The 17,848-nt window shown below is 37.6% G+C and carries 15 protein-coding genes; 10 read left to right on the forward strand and 5 right to left on the reverse strand.

What is annotated here, in order from left to right; all coding sequences use genetic code 11:
• Positions 1 to 322: 322 nt before the first annotated feature.
• Positions 323 to 2,128 carry a translational GTPase TypA gene (gene typA / locus IX38_RS16785; RefSeq protein WP_034706915.1) on the reverse strand — a complete coding sequence of 602 codons (1,806 nt, stop codon included), beginning with the start codon at positions 2,126 to 2,128 and terminating at the stop codon, positions 323 to 325.
• Between the two features lie 295 nt (positions 2,129 to 2,423).
• On the opposite strand from typA, the gene IX38_RS16790 reads away from it, so the two are divergent.
• Positions 2,424 to 4,286 carry a hypothetical protein gene (locus IX38_RS16790; protein ID WP_034706916.1) on the forward strand — a complete coding sequence of 621 codons (1,863 nt, stop codon included), beginning with the start codon at positions 2,424 to 2,426 and terminating at the stop codon, positions 4,284 to 4,286.
• Between the two features lie 106 nt (positions 4,287 to 4,392).
• On the opposite strand, the gene IX38_RS16795 is transcribed toward IX38_RS16790, so the two are convergent.
• On the reverse strand, positions 4,393 to 4,671 hold the full coding sequence (locus IX38_RS16795; RefSeq protein ID WP_034706917.1) for a DUF1294 domain-containing protein: 279 nt from the start codon (positions 4,669 to 4,671) through the stop codon (positions 4,393 to 4,395).
• A gap of 71 nt (positions 4,672 to 4,742) precedes the next feature.
• Here IX38_RS16795 and IX38_RS16800 point away from each other — a divergent pair, with 71 nt between their 5' ends.
• Positions 4,743 to 5,099 carry a hypothetical protein gene (locus tag IX38_RS16800; protein WP_034706918.1) on the forward strand — a complete coding sequence of 119 codons (357 nt, stop codon included), beginning with the start codon at positions 4,743 to 4,745 and terminating at the stop codon, positions 5,097 to 5,099.
• A gap of 132 nt (positions 5,100 to 5,231) precedes the next feature.
• Here the strand turns inward: IX38_RS16800 and IX38_RS16805 are convergent, their stop codons facing one another.
• Positions 5,232 to 5,909 (reverse strand): YceI family protein, encoded by a 678-nt coding sequence (locus IX38_RS16805; protein WP_034706919.1) that lies wholly within the window; start codon positions 5,907 to 5,909, stop codon positions 5,232 to 5,234.
• A 211-nt stretch (positions 5,910 to 6,120) separates the two neighbouring features.
• Here IX38_RS16805 and IX38_RS16810 point away from each other — a divergent pair, with 211 nt between their 5' ends.
• Positions 6,121 to 8,244 carry a Tex family protein gene (locus tag IX38_RS16810; RefSeq protein WP_034706920.1) on the forward strand — a complete coding sequence of 708 codons (2,124 nt, stop codon included), beginning with the start codon at positions 6,121 to 6,123 and terminating at the stop codon, positions 8,242 to 8,244.
• Between the two features lie 53 nt (positions 8,245 to 8,297).
• On the forward strand, positions 8,298 to 8,933 hold the full coding sequence (locus IX38_RS16815) for an HAD family hydrolase (RefSeq protein ID WP_034706921.1): 636 nt from the start codon (positions 8,298 to 8,300) through the stop codon (positions 8,931 to 8,933).
• A gap of 183 nt (positions 8,934 to 9,116) precedes the next feature.
• Here IX38_RS16815 and IX38_RS16820 read toward each other — a convergent pair whose 3' ends face one another.
• Positions 9,117 to 10,688, reverse strand: coding sequence for a M20/M25/M40 family metallo-hydrolase (locus tag IX38_RS16820; protein ID WP_034706922.1), 1,572 nt, complete (start codon positions 10,686 to 10,688; stop codon positions 9,117 to 9,119).
• Positions 10,689 to 10,973: 285 nt separating this feature from the next.
• Entirely contained in the window at positions 10,974 to 11,150 is a 177-nt protein-coding gene (locus IX38_RS16825; protein ID WP_034706924.1) for a histone H1, read from the reverse strand.
• Between the two features lie 370 nt (positions 11,151 to 11,520).
• Here IX38_RS16825 and IX38_RS16830 point away from each other — a divergent pair, with 370 nt between their 5' ends.
• The 6 genes from IX38_RS16830 to IX38_RS16855 all read left to right on the forward strand — a co-directional run bounded on the left by IX38_RS16830 (position 11,521) and on the right by IX38_RS16855 (position 17,670).
• Entirely contained in the window at positions 11,521 to 12,030 is a 510-nt protein-coding gene (locus IX38_RS16830; RefSeq protein WP_034706925.1) for a hypothetical protein, read from the forward strand.
• A gap of 81 nt (positions 12,031 to 12,111) precedes the next feature.
• On the forward strand, positions 12,112 to 13,026 hold the full coding sequence (locus IX38_RS16835) for a helix-turn-helix domain-containing protein (RefSeq protein ID WP_034706926.1): 915 nt from the start codon (positions 12,112 to 12,114) through the stop codon (positions 13,024 to 13,026).
• Positions 13,027 to 13,118: 92 nt separating this feature from the next.
• Positions 13,119 to 14,324: a Bcr/CflA family efflux MFS transporter gene (locus IX38_RS16840; protein WP_034706933.1), complete on the forward strand. Its 1,206-nt coding sequence runs from the start codon at positions 13,119 to 13,121 to the stop codon at positions 14,322 to 14,324.
• Positions 14,325 to 14,420: 96 nt separating this feature from the next.
• The gene (locus IX38_RS16845; RefSeq protein ID WP_034706928.1) at positions 14,421 to 14,834 is read left to right on the forward strand and encodes a VOC family protein; all 414 of its coding nucleotides are present in this window, start codon (positions 14,421 to 14,423) and stop codon (positions 14,832 to 14,834) included.
• Positions 14,835 to 15,069: 235 nt separating this feature from the next.
• Entirely contained in the window at positions 15,070 to 16,209 is a 1,140-nt protein-coding gene (locus tag IX38_RS16850; RefSeq protein ID WP_034706930.1) for a vWA domain-containing protein, read from the forward strand.
• A 6-nt stretch (positions 16,210 to 16,215) separates the two neighbouring features.
• Positions 16,216 to 17,670, forward strand: a complete 1,455-nt coding sequence (locus IX38_RS16855; RefSeq protein WP_034706931.1) for a sigma 54-interacting transcriptional regulator — start codon at positions 16,216 to 16,218, stop codon at positions 17,668 to 17,670.
• Positions 17,671 to 17,848 lie beyond the last annotated feature (178 nt).

Here is a 17,848-nt window from a genome sequence, read left to right on the forward strand (position 1 = left end):
AAACTACATTAAATTATTTTTTTGATTTTAAAAATTACAATAATAAAATGAATTATTCATGAGCAGCTGCTTAAAAAAACATTTTAATGCAAAATACATACAGGTTTTTTGTCTATTAACTGGTTGCCTTAAGTTCGTAAATAATTATAAATCAGAAGAGTACGCAATGATATCTTGTCATATTTTAAGTTTTGGCTAAAGCCAAATGATTGATTTGAATATTATAAGCGGACTAAAGTCCGCTCCTATTGATGTCTTCATTAAACAAAAAGAAAAAAGCCCCGAAAAATTCGGGGCTTTAGGTATATTTAAGAGCTTTAGATTATGCTTTCGCTCCTCTTTCCATTCTTTTTCTTTCTTCTTCTGAAAGGATTTTCTTTCTCATTCTGATGAAGTTTGGAGTTACTTCAATTGCTTCATCACCCTGGATATATTCCATACATTCTTCAAGAGAGAATAAGATTTTCGGTGCAACACCTCCATCTTTATCTTTACCTGCAGCACGGATATTATTCAATTGTTTCGCTTCAACAATATTGATGACCAGATCTCCTGGTTTATTTTGCTCACCAATGATCATTCCAGCATAAATCTCCTCGCCCGGATCCACATAGAACTTACCTCTATCTTGTAATTTAGCGATAGAATATTCAGTTGCCGGACCTTGACTTTTACTTACCAAAACACCATTACTTCTTCCAGGAATTGCTCCTTTGAAAGGTTTGTATTCTGTGAAACGGTGTGCCATAATAGCTTCACCTGCAGTTGCCGTCAACATCTGAGAACGCAATCCGATCAAACCTCTTGAAGGAATTTCGAATTCCATGTGCTGCATCTCACCTTTAGTTTCCATAATGTGAAGATCTCCTTTTCTCTGAGTTGCCAAATCGATAACTCTGGAAGCAAATTCTTCAGGAACATCAACAACCAAAGATTCGTAAGGCTCACATTTTTCTCCGTCGATTTCTCTCAGGATAACCTGTGGCTGACCAATTGTCATTTCATAACCTTCTCTTCTCATCGTTTCAATCAAAACTGATAAGTGAAGAATACCTCTACCGAATACCAGGAAAGTGTTTGCATCACCAGTTTGTTCAACTCTTAATGCTAAATTTTTCTCTAATTCCTTATATAATCTTTCTTTCAGGTGATTGGAAGTCACATATTTACCATCTTTACCAAAGAAAGGTGAATTGTTGATAGAGAACGTCATGTTCAACGTAGGCTCATCAATAGAAGTTCTTGGCAATGGTTCAGGATTTTCAAGATCTACAAATGAATCACCGATCTGGAAAGCATCAAAACCTACAACAGCACAGATATCTCCTGCTTTTACTTCGGTTACTTTCTTCTTTCCTAAACCTTCAAAAACGTATAATTCTTTTACTTTTCCTTTTAAAACTTTACCGTCAGCCTGCGCCAAACCAATCCACATAGATTCTTTGATCTCACCTCTGATCACTTTCCCGATTGCAATTCTTCCTAAGAAAGAAGAGAAATCAAGAGAAACAATCTGCATCTGTAAGTTTCCTTCTTCAACTTTCGGTTCAGGAACATACTGTAAAATACCATCTAATAATGGGAAAATGTTTTCTGTCTGTTCTAATGAAGTGTTGAACCAACCTTGTTTAGAAGAACCGTAGAACGTTGGAAAATCCAACTGCTCCTCAGTCGCATCAAGGGCGAAGAATAAATCAAATACCTTGTCATGAACTTCTTCAGGACGGCAGTTTGGTTTATCTACTTTGTTGATTACCACCAATGGTCTAAGTCCTAATTCCAAAGCTTTCTGAAGTACGAATCTTGTCTGAGGCATAGGTCCTTCAAAGGCATCTACCAACAAAATTACCCCGTCCGCCATTTTTAAAACTCTCTCTACTTCCCCACCAAAATCGGCGTGACCAGGAGTATCGATTACGTTAATTTTAACGTCTTTATAAGTAACAGAAATATTTTTAGATAGAATGGTAATACCTCGTTCTCTTTCAAGATCGTTATTATCCATTATTAATTCTCCACTTTCCTGATTTTCTCTGAAAATGTTTGTAGCATGAATAATCTTGTCAACCAAAGTCGTCTTTCCGTGGTCAACGTGTGCGATAATCGCAATATTTCTAATGTTTTGCATGAATGATTTTTACGGGTGCAAAAATAGTGTTTTTTAATTAAATAATTAGTAAGATTATGTATTATTTAACAATTTAATAATGAACAAGTTATTGTTTAAGCCCTAAAACATAAACAAAATAAGGACGTTATCTCAAAATGATTATTCGAATAAATAATCATTGTAACAGGCCTCGCAGCTTTTCTTCAAATAATTTTTAATACGTCAAGTTCTGGCGTTGTCAGCGTGTATTTTTGTTTTAATAATCTTGCAAGGTTATATATAACTAATTATCTAACTCTTAAAATTAAAAAAAATGATTTTAACAAGCGACTTTTTTTCACCATCAAGTATAATTCCTGATGAAGATTCTATCCAACTGATTGATGAATTTACTTACCAAACTCACATTTATGAACGTGTTTTATTCGTTCCCATTTTAGATGAAATTATATATAGAAACAGAAATGGTATTTATTATGTAAATCGTACAATTATTAATAGCAGAGAGCCTATAAGCTTGAAATTGTTTGGTGCTAAAGGAGATGGGAAATATGATCAAGCTGATAAAGATAAATTAAGCCCTTTAACTACAGATGATAAAGATGCTATCGGAAAATTTATTGCTAGCAGGAAGAAGACCAACCTTAGAGGATCTCATTACGGTGGATCAACACTTTATGTGCCGTTTTCCATATATAAAACATCTGGTAGTTATATTATCAATGATCATTTTACAACAATTTGCGGAGAAGGCTATGGCGCCAGTATGTTTCATTGTATTTCTGAGAGTAATATCAACGATCCTTTAATTACTTTTACTAGAAATATGGTTATACCAAATGGTGATGCTTATGATTATTTATTAACAGGAGGAGGTTTAAAAAACTTTCATATAAAAACCAACAATACTAATATTAGAAATTTTGGTTTAATGCTTGATTATGTCGAATATATGTCATTTCAGGACACGCATATTGAAGGCTTTGGAAAAAGTGCAATTAAAGGAGGTTTTTGGGAATGTAATTTTTCAAATATTAAATTAACATCTTGTGGTGGATTACAAACAGCTGATATTTTAGGAAACCCTGAATACGGAGTAATTGACACTTCAGGAGGAGATTCTTTATATGCAGATGCGAGTAATAACACATTATTTAGTAAATTAACTTTTTCAAGTTGTGTTGGAACGTTGTTAAAGTTTACAAACAATAAGAATTCTACTGTCAATATGAATATTGTTGGATTGTATGCAGAAACTTATCCTGGAGATTCTAGTAATATTGATGAATTACCATTAATTTATGCACTTAATTCAAGAGGGAATTCTATAACTGGTGGATTTATCACCGTTAATACCACTAATGTTTTTAGAAATGGTACCGTAATAAAAATGGATTCATCATCTGATCTTAGTTTAAATAATCTTACCATAACTATGAATCCCATTGATGGCTATCTTAAAAGATCCGTAAGAAGACTTCGTTCTTTTGCCAGTTTATCTACAGAAACATCTGTTTTATCATTAAATAATGTGAAATTAAGTGACCCTACTGATTCTATTGGTTATAGAAATAATGATTACCCATATTCAACTCCACCACTTATTGAAGGTACAGGTTATCTAACCTTTACAAAACTCCTAATTGAAATATTATCTCTAAATGCTGGTGGAACTTCTAACGGAAGTAGAAGAATAACTAACCTTATTGACAGGCGTCTTAAAGCTAATGGAGATTTAATTCTCATGCCTTTTGACACCAATGGCATGCAATCTCAATTAAAGAAAAAAGTTAATTTTTTAAATGGTAAAATTGATTTATATACGGATTCTGTACCTACAACTATTGATACATGGGAGCAAGGTGATAGAATTATTTATCAAAATAATTCCGCAGGAGGATATATGGGGAAAGTCTGTGTAAAATCAGGAACAACAGGAAGCATTACAGGCATTACCGGTTCAATACAGGCAAATTCAAATTTATTAATTGTTAATGATTCTTCTCAATTTTTGAATGGTGATTGGATAAGTATTGCAGGAAGTGATTTTAATAGAATAATTGAGATCAATGGAAATCATCTAACATTAAAATATTCAGAACCACAATCATTAAATACCGCAAATATAACTTTCTACGAACCAATATGGAAAAATTTTGCAAATATTGAGAACTAAAAGAGGTAGTCTGAAGTCTTGATAGTATATTAAAATTCTTTATATGAAAGCATTTCTCATATAGAAATGCACATAAAATAAACTAAATTTTAAAGAGGCTGACCTTTTAGGACAGCCTCTCTATTATTAAATCCTTTTTAATAAAAAAGATAATTAATATTACTTGAAACAGAACCACTAATCCAAACTTCAACAAAAAAGATTTCTTCGAAATTTTATGCCTAAAAATCAACATTCCGAGCACCGCTCCGATTGTTCCACCAAAAAATGTAAGCAATAAAAGTGTATTTTCTGAGATTCTCCTTTGATGTTTGACAGCTTTCCATTTGTCTAAAGCAAAGACTAGGAAAGTGATAAGGTTAGTTATTAATAATAAATAAAACATTCCAACAAATCTAACATAAAAAGAATAATAAAAACAAAGTTCCTTAAATTTGTGCAATAAAAGCAAAATCAATGACTGTAATGGATTTGGCAGGAAATTATTCTATTGAAGGCTCCAATCAGGAAGAATCTGACCAACCTTCTTACCATGGTATATTAACGTTATCAATCGATGAAAACAACCGTATTATCGCACAATGGATTATCGGTGATCATATACAAAACGGTACAGGATTTTATAAAGATCAGATTTTAGTTCTCAACTTTAATTATGAAGGTGAAGATCAAGAAATCTATAAAGGTGTTTCGGTATACCGTTGTTTAAGCAAGGATATACTGGATGGTTTTTGGTCTGAGAAACATGGTAATCCTTTATATTTGGGAAGTGAATATTGTGTAAAGATAAAGAGTTCGCAGTTTTTAAATTAGCATAAAACATTTTATATAAAAACGTCTCAATAACTTCTCTTTGAAGTTACTATATTCAATATTTTAAATTTCAAAATAAAAAAAGCTGCCTTAATAAAAAAGCAGCTTATCCCATTTTTATGGTCTAACAAATTATTTTTTAGCTTTTACATCAACAGCAATTTCGATGTCTTTGCTGATCATCCATTCTGCCGGATCTGCTTCTGAAGTACCGAATTTGATTCCCCAATCTGCTCTGTTCACCGTAAATTTAGCCTGAACTGAAGCTGAACTATCCGTAACATCCACTTTAGCAGGGAAAGTTACATTCATTGTTTTTCCAGATAAAGTAAGGTTTCCGCTTACTGTTTTGTTTGCTCCTGCAACGGCATCTTTAGGTGCGTCTTTCAGATCCGCAACACTTGTAATTTTGAAATCTGAAGTAGGGTTCTTTGCCGTATCAAAGAAATCAGTATTTTTCAAGTGAGCTTCAAGATCTCCCGGTTTTTTATCTTTTTCTGTTACTGAAGCGGGATCTACTTTGATAGAATTCATATCGATCACAAAGTTTCCGGCTGCTAACTGGCCTCCTTCAATGCTTAGATCTCCCGATTTTACGTTAAGAGTTCCCCAACGAGGAGCCATACCTCCTTTGTGGAAAGCTTTCCAGTTTACTACAGAGGTAGCAACATCAACTGCCAAAACTTCACCTTTGCTCTCTGCTACTTTCTGCTCTGTTGCAGTCGCTACAGTATCTGCTGATTTTTCTTTTGTACAAGATGCTGCAAGCAATCCTACTCCTACTAACGCAATTACACTAAGTTTTTTCATATTATTATTGTTTTAAAAATTCAATTAAAATCTTAAATTTCAAGATCCAAAAATAGAAAAACCTTATCACTTATCACCTTAACATACATCAAGAAATGGAAATTTTAATATTTCCGTGTCTGTTACCCCATATGAAATACCGTGGAAAAGTAGAGTCTAAAGTATTTCACTCCATAGTAAAATTGCCTATTTTAGCTGTTTAAAATTTAAAATGAACGTTACAAGCTATATAAAACAGACACTCGATATATCTGAAAAGAGCATCAACAATACCCTACAATTATTGGCAGAAGACTGCACGATTCCGTTCATTTCCCGTTACAGAAAGGATAAAACCGGAAATCTGGATGAAGTTCAGGTTGAACAGATTTCAAAGATCAGCAAACAGTTTGAAGAAATTGTAAAGCGAAAAGAAAGCATCCTTAAATCCATTGAAGAGCAAAATGCCCTGACTCCTGAATTGAAACAGAGAATTGAAGAAAGCTTTGATATTCCTGAGCTTGAAGATTTATACCTGCCCTTTAAAAAACGCAGAAAAACAAAAGCAGATACCGCCAAAGAGAAAGGTCTGGAACCTTTAGCCAGGATCATTATGAGCCAGAAAAGCAATGATCTGATGTTTTCAGTCTCTAAATATTTGAACAGTGAGGTTTCATCTGAAGAAGATGCGCTTCAGGGTGCAAGAGATATCATGGCGGAATGGATTAATGAAAACATGTATGTGCGTAAAAATCTACGCCGCCTTTTCCAGCGTAAAGCCGTGATCACTTCTAAGGCTGTTAAAAGCAAGAAAGACGAAGAAGGTGCCCAGAAATTCTCACAGTATTTTGAATGGGAAGAAAGTCTTAGCAGAATACCTTCTCACAGGCTTCTGGCCATGCTCAGAGCCGAATCGGAAGGCTTTGTAAAAATGAATATCGGAATTGATAAGGAAGAAGCCATTGATTTTATCGAAAAAACCATCATCAAATCCAATAATGAAAGCTCAGAGCAGATCGCTATGGCCATAAAGGACAGCTACAAAAGACTTTTAGAGCCTGCTATTTCCAATGAAGCTTTGCAGGAAGCTAAAGAAAAGGCAGACAAAAAAGCCATTGAAATATTCTCTGAAAACCTGAGCCAGCTGCTTCTTGCCCCACCTTTAGGCGAAAAGAGAATTTTAGCCATTGATCCCGGATACAAAAGCGGCTGTAAAGTGGTCTGCATTGACGAGAAAGGAGATCTTCTCCATAATGAAACCCTCTACCCTCACGCTCCACAGAATGAAAGCGGAATGGCTATGAAAAAGATCCGTTCCATGGTAAATGCCTACCATATTGAAGCAATCTCCATCGGAAACGGAACAGCAAGCCGTGAAACTGAGTTTTTCATTAAAAAAATCGCTTTTGATAAGCCATTGCAGGTTTTTGTAGTTTCGGAAGCAGGAGCATCCGTCTATTCTGCAAGTAAAATTGCACGAGATGAGTTTCCTTCTTATGATGTAACGGTTCGTGGAGCTGTTTCTATCGGAAGGAGACTGGCTGACCCGCTGGCGGAACTGGTGAAAATTGATGCCAAATCCATCGGTGTAGGACAATACCAGCATGATGTAGACCAGACCCAGCTGAAAAACGAACTTGATTCTACGGTGATGAAGTGCGTCAACTCTGTGGGAATCAATTTAAATACAGCAAGCAAATCACTTTTGAGCTACGTTTCTGGGATTGGAGAAAAGATGGCGGAGAATATCGTCAGTTACCGCATGGAAAATGGTGCTTTTGAAGACAGAAAACAGCTTAAAAAGGTTCCGAGACTGGGTAAAAAAGCCTACCAGCAGGCCGCAGCCTTTGTAAGAATTGCCAATGCTAAAAATCCACTGGATAATTCTGCCGTACATCCTGAAGCTTACGGAATTGTAGAAAAAATGGCCAAAGATCTGGGCATTAAGACCCATGAACTGATTGGCAGCAAAGAAAAAACAGCTTTGGTAAAACCTGAAAATTATATGACGGAAGAAATAGGAATTCTGGGGATCAAAGATATTTTAAAAGAGCTTGAAAAACCCGGTTTGGATCCAAGAAAAGCGGCTAAGGTATTTGAATTTGATCCTAATGTAAAAAGCATCAGAGATTTAAAACCCGGAATGATCCTTCCCGGAATCGTTAATAATATTACAGCTTTCGGATGTTTTGTAGACATGGGAATCAAGGAAAGCGGGCTTGTGCATATTTCCCAGCTGAAAGACGGATTTGTTTCTGATGTGAATGAGGTGGTAAAACTTCACCAACACGTCCGTGTAAAAGTAACGGAAGTGGACGAAGCAAGAAAAAGAGTTCAGCTGAGCATGATTTTATAATTAATCATAATACAGTTTTTCATCATTATAAATCAACCAAATAACAATACATTTTGAGCACTAAAAATTTAATTTTCGATTTAGACGGAACGCTTTGGGATCCCAGAGCCACAATCATTAAGATCTGGAACGAGGTTTTAATCCAACATCAACTGATCAAAAGGGAATTAAAACCCGAAGACATGGACCCATATATGGGACTGTTATTTAAAGATATTTTAAAAGACATTATTCCCGGAATTTCTGATCAACAGGTACAGGATATTCTTTCGGAAATTGTGCAGAAGGAGAATAAAGTACTCCATTCTGAAGGCGGTATTCTTTACGAAGGAGTTGCAGAAACGCTGAAGAATCTGTCCAAAAATCATAAGCTTTTTATTGTCAGCAACTGCCAGGACGGATATATTGAAGCATTTTTAGAATACTATCAATTTGAAGATCTGTTTACAGACATTGAATCTCACGGCAGGACTAAAAAAACGAAATCGGAGAATATAAAACTGCTTATGGAAAGGAATCAATTAAGCACTGAAAACTCAGTTTATATTGGTGATACGCAGACCGATTATGATTCTGCGTCAGCTAATGGCTTACCGTTTATCTTCTGTGAATATGGTTTCGGAAAATTGAGTACAGATGACTACGAACCTTCGGTTTCAAAGTTTTCAGATCTGGAATCCTGTGTTTAATCTACTATTTCGAAATCTTAAATAATTTCAGCTTGGGTTAAGGGTTTAATCGGCTTGTTTTTATTTAAAACGCAAAAAACAAAAGCTGTACACTAACCCGTACAGCCTTCTTTATGATATATTAAAAACCATTTTAAATTTCAAGTCTGAAATCTTTATTCCTGGTTCTTTACTCCAAAATCTCTATTTATACTCCTTAGAATCCCTCTTCGGCTCCTTGGCTTCCGGCCATTTTACCGTTTCACCTTTATCGTCCTGAGGCATTACCCTCTTTTCTCTGCTGGTAAATTCAGGATCTTCTGAAGCCATATAAGCCAGTGTAGCCGTTAAAACCACATTATTTTTTACCTCATCAAAAACGATCTTGTCATACGTATCTTTTGTCGTGTGCCATGTATACCCGAAATACCCCCAGTTAAGGGAGCTTAAAGAAAATCCTGGTACTCCGGCGGCTACGAATGATGCATGGTCAGAACCGCCGCCACCCGGTATTCCCGGGAAATCTGTTTTAATATGGTCTCTCACGGTTTTTGGAACTCCCGTTAACCATTTCCCGATATAGCTGTAAGAATCCACGAATCCCTGCCCGCCGATATTGATCACACGTCCTGTTCCGTTGTCCTGATTGAATACAGCCTGTGTCCCTTTCATAATCTGCGGATTATCGGCAACGAAGCCTCTTGAGCCGTTCAATCCCTGTTCCTCGCTGCCCCAAAGTCCTATTACAATGGTTCTTTTATTGTTAGGGTAATATTTCTTCAATATTCTCATGGCCTCCAGCATGGTAAGCGTACCTGTTCCGTTGTCTGTTGCTCCCTGAGCGCCATCCCAGGAATCAAGATGGGCGGAAAGTATTACGTATTCTTCAGGCTTCTCTTTTCCTTTGATGATCCCGATGGTGTTAAAATTTTTCGCATCAGGAAGAGTCCTGGACTGCGCTTCTACCTTAATTCGGGGCTTGGCCCCTTTTTCTGCCATTCTGTAAAGCATTCCGTAATCTTCCAAATCAATGTCGATCATTGGGATTTTTGATGTTTTCGCACCGAAAATCCTGTTTGCTCCCATGATTCCGGTCCAGTTGGAAATAGCAATTCCGGCTGCTCCTGCTTTTTCTAAAGCTTCAGGAAGCGTATTATTATCATAGCCAATGTTCTTCACATAATCACGGAAGTCTTTTCCTGCCTGTTCTTTTTCTGCTTTCAGTTTTTCATACAGTTCCGGAGTGGCAAATTCTTTGATCTGCTCGTCGGAACGCCCGATCTTCTGGTACTGTGCCATAAGCATTATCTTTCCTTTCGCGGAAGGAAGCCACGCATCAAATTCAGCTTTAGAAGAAACTTTTGGAAGCACTACCACCTCAGCCTCTACTGCTTTTTTCGTTGCCGGGCTCCATGCAAGTTGTGTTGCAGCCAATGATTTTACCCGTGGATAAACCATATCTACATGCGTAATGCCACGCTGCCATCCTTTCCATGTCCCGAACTGCTGAAGGCTGGACTCTATTCCCCACGAACGGAGCTTGGCTGCAGACCATTCATTGGCAGCCTGCATTTCGGGAGTTCCTACCAGACGCGGCCCGATACCGTCCAGAAGCTCATAAGCCATATTTTCCAGCTGCGAATTGCTGTTAATTTCATCTACAAAGCTTTTTACAACAGGATCCAGTTTTTCTTTCGGATCTACTTTCACCTGAGCCCATGAGAACTGGGCGGCCAGCACAATTGCAGGCACAGCAAAAAATCTATTTATCTTCATAACATATATTGAATGCTTAAAGATAACAGAATTTACGGGAATGAAGAAAAGAATGCAGAGATAAAGGGGTGGATTTGCAGATGTAAGAACTTGTATAATCAAAAAGACCACCTCAAAACGGCTGTCCTAAAGTTTGATCAAAAGCCTGTTATTTTTTATTGATCAACCTGTTTCCGTTAATAAATTCAATAGTATTGAACTTGTGTATGCCGTTAAAACCGGACATTTCAACTTTGAGAACAGGGCATAAAAAAAGCCGGCTTAGTGAGCCGGCCTGGGAACAAATTATTTTTTAGCTTCGTCTACAGAAACTTTTCTGAATTCTTTGAACAGTTTGCTAAGTTCTAAAGCTGATTTACGAGCTCTTGTACCTGCAGCTTTGTTTCCTTTGTCTGCTTGTTGATTAGCCTCAGTTGCGAACGCTTCGAATTCAGCGTTGATTTTTTCAATTAGTTCTTTCATTATTTTTAAAATTTAGGGTGCAAATATAGCTTTTATGGTAATTCCAGCCTAGCTCAGGCAAAAAAAGTTTGGATTAAAATGCATTTTTTTTCTGCTTCTTACTCACAAATCTGATTTTCTTTACGTTTACATTAAAAATTCAGACCTTTTATTAAACCCAATTGGAATTTTGAACAATTATACGGATATTTTTTTCATCCACTGACCTTGTATAATTTACTCTTCAAAAATTGCAAAGTCTTATCCGGAATACAGGTTGCCCATTTCTCCTGGTGAAAAAAAATTAAAAATAACAACTGTTCCGATTAATTAATGGAAACTGTATCCCTTTTGAATGCAATAATCTTCTAATTTTGAATAAAAAAGATTCATGAATATAATTTCAAAATTTACAGTGGGTTCTGAAGAAGGAATTTCTGATCTTATAACCATTATCGATTCTTCGGTTTACACTCTGCACAGGGAACTCGTTCCTGAAGAGGATATCAAAAAATATATAGCCAACAACATTGATCCCAGAAAAATGATCAATGATCTGAATGACCTTTCCAACCAGCTTATTATCACCTATGCCGATGATAAGCCCGTCGGTTACAGCATTCTGAAAAGCGGCACCAGCCACCCTTCCCTGACTGAGGGGAAAAGAGCAACAGAAATCAGTTTTGTGATACTTCCTGAATTTGATTCACCGGAAATCAGGGAGTCACTTTGGAAAAAATGCAGATCTGCGGCCAGTTTCACAGATATTATCTGGATCAATATGATGGCTCATGATCCACTTTTAGAGTTTTTAAAAGATTCAGGTTTTACAATCATTACTGATTCCACAGCCGGACCATTTCAGCTTCCTTCACATATATTAAAACTGGAGATCAAATAATTTCCTGAGCTTATATCATTTAAAGATAATATTTTAATTAATATTGATTTACGTATCTTTGATTTTTATAACTTCTATATCATGAGTGATCAGCTGGAAACTATTGAAGATTATTACCGACGCGTCCGGAACAATCAGATCAAAATGTTTGATTCCGATGATTTTGAAACAGGAAAATCCCATTTCAATGTTTCCATGCGGAAGTACTGCAGCTTTAAAAGCCCTTACAACCGTCGTGATTATTACAAGATAAGCTTTATTATTGGAAAAGGCACCTTTCAGTACGGACATCACGAACTGTATATCGACCGTCCTGCCCTCTTCTTCCCTTCGCCTAATATCCCGTATTCATGGGAGTGTGACGGGGATCTTCAGGAGGGCTATTTCTGCCTGTTCAACCAGGAGTTTTTTAATGGAAATACTGAATTCAATCCTTTTAAAAAGACGTCATTATTCAAGGAATGGAGCAAGCCTATCGTGTTTTTAACGGAGGAACAGACACAACTGGCCACCCTTTATTTTGAACAGATGTATAAGCTGAACAATTCGGCATACCCTTTCCGGTGCAGCAGCATTAAAAGTCATCTGGCCTCAGTGATGCATCTGGCTTTGGAGAACCGTGTGGATGATATCAATCCCAGCGAACTTCCGGCCAACATCCGTTTGTACCGTTTATTTGATGAACTGCTCAATAAGCAGTTCCCGCTGGATTCCCCGGCTTATCCACTGGCTCTGAAAACGGCTTCCGATTTTGCAGATCACCTTAATGTCCACGTGAATCATTTGAATTCATCGGTAAAATCAGTAACACATCTTACCACTACTCAAATTATTAAGGAAAGAGTGTTTGAAGAATCTAAAAACCTGTTGAAATACACCAACTGGGATATTGCCGAAATAGGATATACACTGGGATTTGATCAGCCTTCGCATTTTAATAATTTCTTTAAAAAGTATGCTGAGGTTTCTCCCCTGAAATTTAAGAACACCTTTTAATCTTTGATTTTTGTAATTTTTACTTTGTCTTTTAAAATTGGAATGATGTATTTCCTGCCTATTTTTGCATAGTAAAATAACGAATGAATATGTTGTTGAAAGAAGCATCTGAAAAAAGAATCAGATTAATAACCATTATGGCTTTTGTGTCGATCCCGCTTTCCGGGTTCGTCACCGATATTTATTTACCGTCATTCCCATCGATGGCCAAGGAGATGCAGGTTTCTGAAAAAGATATCCAGATCACTTTAACGTCTTACTTACTGAGCTACGGGATCTCACAGCTTTTTGTCGGGGGAATTCTTGACAGTATCGGGCGTTACCGGCCAAAGCTGATTGCCCTGTTTCTGCTGATCATCAGCAGCATCCTGATTACGATGACTGACAGTATTCTGCTCATCTGCCTGCTCCGTATCCTTCAGGGAGCCGCTGTTTCTGTACTGGTTGTCGCTACCCGCGCTATTTTTGTAGATCTCTATGATTCTGAAAAAGTAAAGCATTATCTGAGCTATTTCACGATCGTCTGGTCGTGCGGGCCCATCCTGGCTCCTTTTTTGGGCGGATATCTTGAAAAACTGTTTAACTGGCACGCCAACTTTCATTTTCTTGCTTTATATGCGGGAATCCTGTTTTTATTTGAATGGTTTTTCAGTGGTGAAAGCCTGCCGGAAAGAAAAAAACTTAATCTTTCCGAAAACATCAGCCTGTATAAGATGATGCTGAAAAACAGGATCTTTATGCTGGGAATTTTCATTTTAGGACTTAGTTATTCCATTGTAATGCTTTTTAATATCACAGGCCCTTTTATCATTGAAAATACATTCCGTTTTACTCCTGTAGTTATAGGATACTGTACTTTGATCCTTGGTTTTTCATGGATGATCGGCGGTTTTATAGGGAAGCGCAGACTCAAACTTGATTTTAAAGAACGGATTTTACAGCCTGTTATTTTGCAGCTGATCCTTATTACGGGGCTGATTATAACCAGTATCTATGCGGAAAGCCTGTTCATTATGATTCCTTTTGCATTTTTTATTCATATCTGTTCGGGGATTTTGTTTACTTCATTTTTCACCACCAGTATGCTCTATTTCCCTAAAAATGCGGGAACAGCAGGTGGACTTATGGGCGGACTGGTCTATGTAATCACTTCTGTTACAAGCTTTATCATTTCTATGAGCGGAACTGTTACGGAGCAGGGAGACCTTGCCTGGCGTTATCTTGCCATTGCCATTATACTGTTAGGAATTATTCTGGTCATGCATCAGGCCGTTAAAAAAGAAAAAGCAGAAAATTGATCTATGTTTGTGTGTTCAGGCCTATCTGTACGCTCCTGACATACACTTGTCATAGGACCTCATTATTTTTGCAGAGTCATTTAAAAACTTTGGAATATGAATTTAGTATCCGTACGTATCATTACCGCGAACATGGTAAACATGGTGAAATTTTATGAGAAAATAACAGGAATTCAGGCAACTCAGTATACTCCGGATTTTGCTGAGCTGCAGACACCAACAGCAACCATTGCAATTGGAAGCACTAAGACGCTTTTGCTTTTTGGTGGTGAAGGTATTGCAGAGCCTGCAGAAAACCGCACTGCCATTATAGAATTTTTAGTAAAAGATGTGGTAAAGGAATTTGAGCGGCTGCGTGATTTCCTGTCTTCCTCTGTTGTACAGGAACCTACTACCATGCCGTGGGGCAACACCTCATTATTGTTCAGAGATCCTGACGGCAACCTGGTTAACTTCTTTACACCAGTTACTAAAGAGTCAATCGAAAAATTTATGTCAGTGATGCAATAACAATATCCATTCAACAGCTGATACAGAACCTGCCCTACCCGGTGGGTTCTTTAGTTTCCGGATTTAAAAATTGATTTCTTCCTATTCTCATTTCATATGATTATGATTACTATTTTCTATTTTCCTCCTACTAACTTACTGTCATATTTTCTTAACTTGTATCCTTTTACAGGATCTCAAATCCTGCATCATCTTAATTGTTTAAATGCAGATAACTGCACAATGAAACATCAATATGACCTATAAAGATTTTAATTCTCAGAGAGGCTTTATTTTCAGCAAACATATACCGGAAGAAATATCGCATTTTGACCGGGTTTTCGATGTATTCAAGGACCTGCTTACCCATACTTCCGGCGATATTGAAGAAGCCTTTGAGTGGCTGGATATGCTTGATAAGGAGTATGATATTTTTAACGAAGAATATTCCCTTCAGGATTTTGAAGAAGATTTAAAAAAACGAGGATACATTAAGGAAGAAGACGATAAAGAAGGTAATTCAGGGACAGGAAAAGGCAAAAATATATTAACTGCCAAACTGGAATCTGCCTTACGCGAATATGCCCTTGACCAGATTTTTGGAAAACTGAAAAAAAGCGGCATAGGGAATCACCGCACTGCCAAAACAGGAATTGGTGATGAACGGGATGGTGAAAACCGTTCTTTTCAGTACGGGGACGACCTGTCCGCGGTGAATATTACAGAAAGCTTAAAAAACGCCCAAGTCAATAATGGAATTTCAGACCTTCGCCTGACAGAAGACGATCTGATCGTAGAGGAAACCAGACATAAAGCACAAATGAGCACTGTACTGATGATTGACATCAGCCACTCCATGATTTTATATGGTGAAGACCGTATCACGCCCGCTAAAAAAGTGGCTATGGCCCTGGTGGAATTAATTAACAGGAAATATCCCAAGGATTCCATTGATATTATCGTTTTTGGAAATGAAGCCTGGCCGATTAAGATCAAAGACCTGCCCTACCTTAAAGTTGGGCCTTATCATACCAATACTGTGGCCGGCCTGGAGCTGGCAATGGATATTCTTCGCAGAAAAAGAAATACCAATAAGCAGATTTTTATGATCACCGATGGAAAACCAAGCTGTATCCGATTACCCAACGGGGAGTTTTATATGAACAGCTACGGTTTGGATGACATGATTGTATCCCAATGCCTCAACAGGGCGGCACAGGCAAGAAAACTGAAAATCCCCATCACCACTTTTATGATAGCTCAGGATCCTTATCTGCGCCAGTTTGTGGAAGCGTTTACCGCTCAAAATAAAGGAAAAGCCTTTTTAACAGGCCTGTCAGGTTTAGGACAGATGATTTTTGAAGACTACGAAAAAAACAGAAAAAAGAGAATATAACAGACAATGAAAAACGATATTACATTCAAAGAATTAAAAAATTCCGGATATACCGATAAAACAATCAGTCAGGAGATTCAGGCCAACCTCATTGCGCGGATCAGAGCTAAGCAACCCGTATTTGAAGGGCTTTGGGGTTACGAAGACACTGTAGTTCCGCAGCTGAAGAAGGCTATTCTTGCGGGCCACCACATTAATCTGCTTGGTTTACGCGGGCAGGCCAAAACCAGAATTGCAAGGAGCATGGTGGATCTTCTGGATGAGTACATACCTGTGGTAAAGGGATCTGAGATCAATGACAGTCCTTTTCAGCCGATATCACAGTACGCCAGGAATCTCATTGCGGAACATGGTGAGGAAACTCCCATTTCATGGGTCCACCGATCCCAGCGTTTCTTCGAGAAACTGGCAACACCGGATGTGAATGTTGCCGATTTAATTGGTGATATCGATCCTATTAAAGCCGCAACATTAAAGCTGCCCTACTCCGATGAACGGGTTTTACATTATGGGATGATTCCGCGTGCCAACCGTTCTATATTTGTGCTGAACGAACTTCCGGATCTTCAGGCAAGGATCCAGGTTTCTTTGTTTAATATTTTACAGGAAGGTGATATTCAGATCCGTGGATTTCAGCTGCGAATGCCACTGGATATCCAGTTTGTTTTTACGGCAAACCCTGAAGATTATACCAACCGGGGCAGTATTGTGACGCCTTTGAAAGACAGAATCGGATCCCAGATTTTTACCCATTACCCGAAAACTATTGCCCTGGCCCGGCAGATTACCGAGCAGGAAGCCAGAATTTCAGCTGAAGATCAATCGCAGATACAGATTCCTGATCTGGCAAAAGACCTTTTGGAGGAAGTGGCTTTTGCAGCCCGTAACAGCGAATATGTAGATGCAAAAAGCGGTGTAAGTGCGCGTCTCACAATCAGTGCCATGGAAAACCTGGTGGCAGCGGCAAAATTACGTTTGATTGAATCGGATACTCAAAAAACCAGGATCCGTCTGCTTGATTTTATGTCGATTATTCCGTCAATTACAGGAAAAATTGAGCTTGTGTATGAAGGTGAGCAGGAAGGCGCAGATTATGTAGCGAAAATATTAATTGATCAAGCCGTTATGGCTCAGTTTGAGAATCTTTTCCCCCGTATATCCAAACTGGAAAAAGAAGGTATCAAAACACCATACACCGACCTGATCAAATGGTTTAACAAAAATCATCTTGAACTCCGGTACAACGACACAGACGAAGAATTCTACAGCAAGCTCAACCGCATAGAACCTTTGGTAACTTTAGTTGAAGAAAATGTTCCCGAATTAAGCAGTGAAGACAAAGACTTCTGCAAAGAGTTGGTTTTATGGGCATTAACCATCAGTAAAAAATTAGATAAATCTGAAAACCAAACTGCTTTCACATTTGATTCTGCGGATGTTCGCCAGTTTCTACGAAATTAAAACCCTGATTAAAATTTAGAAAGGTTTTACCATTGAAAAGAAATGCTGTTTCACTATTGAGACAGCATTTTTCATTTCCTGTATGTTAGTAGTACTTTCGATTATATTTTTTTAACTAATAATTTTAAAAAGGAATTTGTTTAAACTTCTTTGTTGGAAAATCGCAAAGGCGCAAAGT

The sequence above is a fragment of the Chryseobacterium luteum genome (genome assembly GCF_000737785.1).
Lineage (GTDB): Bacteria > Bacteroidota > Bacteroidia > Flavobacteriales > Weeksellaceae > Chryseobacterium > Chryseobacterium luteum.

Excerpts from the sequence above, each read along its gene's own strand:
- IX38_RS16845 (WP_034706928.1), top strand. The coding sequence starts at position 14,421 with ATGAATTTAGTATCCGTACGTATCATTACCGCGAACATGGTAAACATG.
- IX38_RS16795 (WP_034706917.1), bottom strand. The coding sequence starts at position 4,671 with ATGTTTTATTTATTATTAATAACTAACCTTATCACTTTCCTAGTCTTT.
- IX38_RS16835 (WP_034706926.1), top strand. The coding sequence starts at position 12,112 with ATGAGTGATCAGCTGGAAACTATTGAAGATTATTACCGACGCGTCCGG.
- IX38_RS16850 (WP_034706930.1), top strand. The coding sequence starts at position 15,070 with ATGACCTATAAAGATTTTAATTCTCAGAGAGGCTTTATTTTCAGCAAA.
- IX38_RS16830 (WP_034706925.1), top strand. The coding sequence starts at position 11,521 with ATGAATATAATTTCAAAATTTACAGTGGGTTCTGAAGAAGGAATTTCT.
- IX38_RS16820 (WP_034706922.1), bottom strand. The coding sequence starts at position 10,688 with ATGAAGATAAATAGATTTTTTGCTGTGCCTGCAATTGTGCTGGCCGCC.
- IX38_RS16855 (WP_034706931.1), top strand. The coding sequence starts at position 16,216 with ATGAAAAACGATATTACATTCAAAGAATTAAAAAATTCCGGATATACC.
- IX38_RS16805 (WP_034706919.1), bottom strand. The coding sequence starts at position 5,909 with ATGAAAAAACTTAGTGTAATTGCGTTAGTAGGAGTAGGATTGCTTGCA.
- IX38_RS16800 (WP_034706918.1), top strand. The coding sequence starts at position 4,743 with ATGACTGTAATGGATTTGGCAGGAAATTATTCTATTGAAGGCTCCAAT.
- IX38_RS16825 (WP_034706924.1), bottom strand. The coding sequence starts at position 11,150 with ATGAAAGAACTAATTGAAAAAATCAACGCTGAATTCGAAGCGTTCGCA.
- typA (WP_034706915.1), bottom strand. The coding sequence starts at position 2,128 with ATGCAAAACATTAGAAATATTGCGATTATCGCACACGTTGACCACGGA.
- IX38_RS16790 (WP_034706916.1), top strand. The coding sequence starts at position 2,424 with ATGATTTTAACAAGCGACTTTTTTTCACCATCAAGTATAATTCCTGAT.
- IX38_RS16810 (WP_034706920.1), top strand. The coding sequence starts at position 6,121 with ATGAACGTTACAAGCTATATAAAACAGACACTCGATATATCTGAAAAG.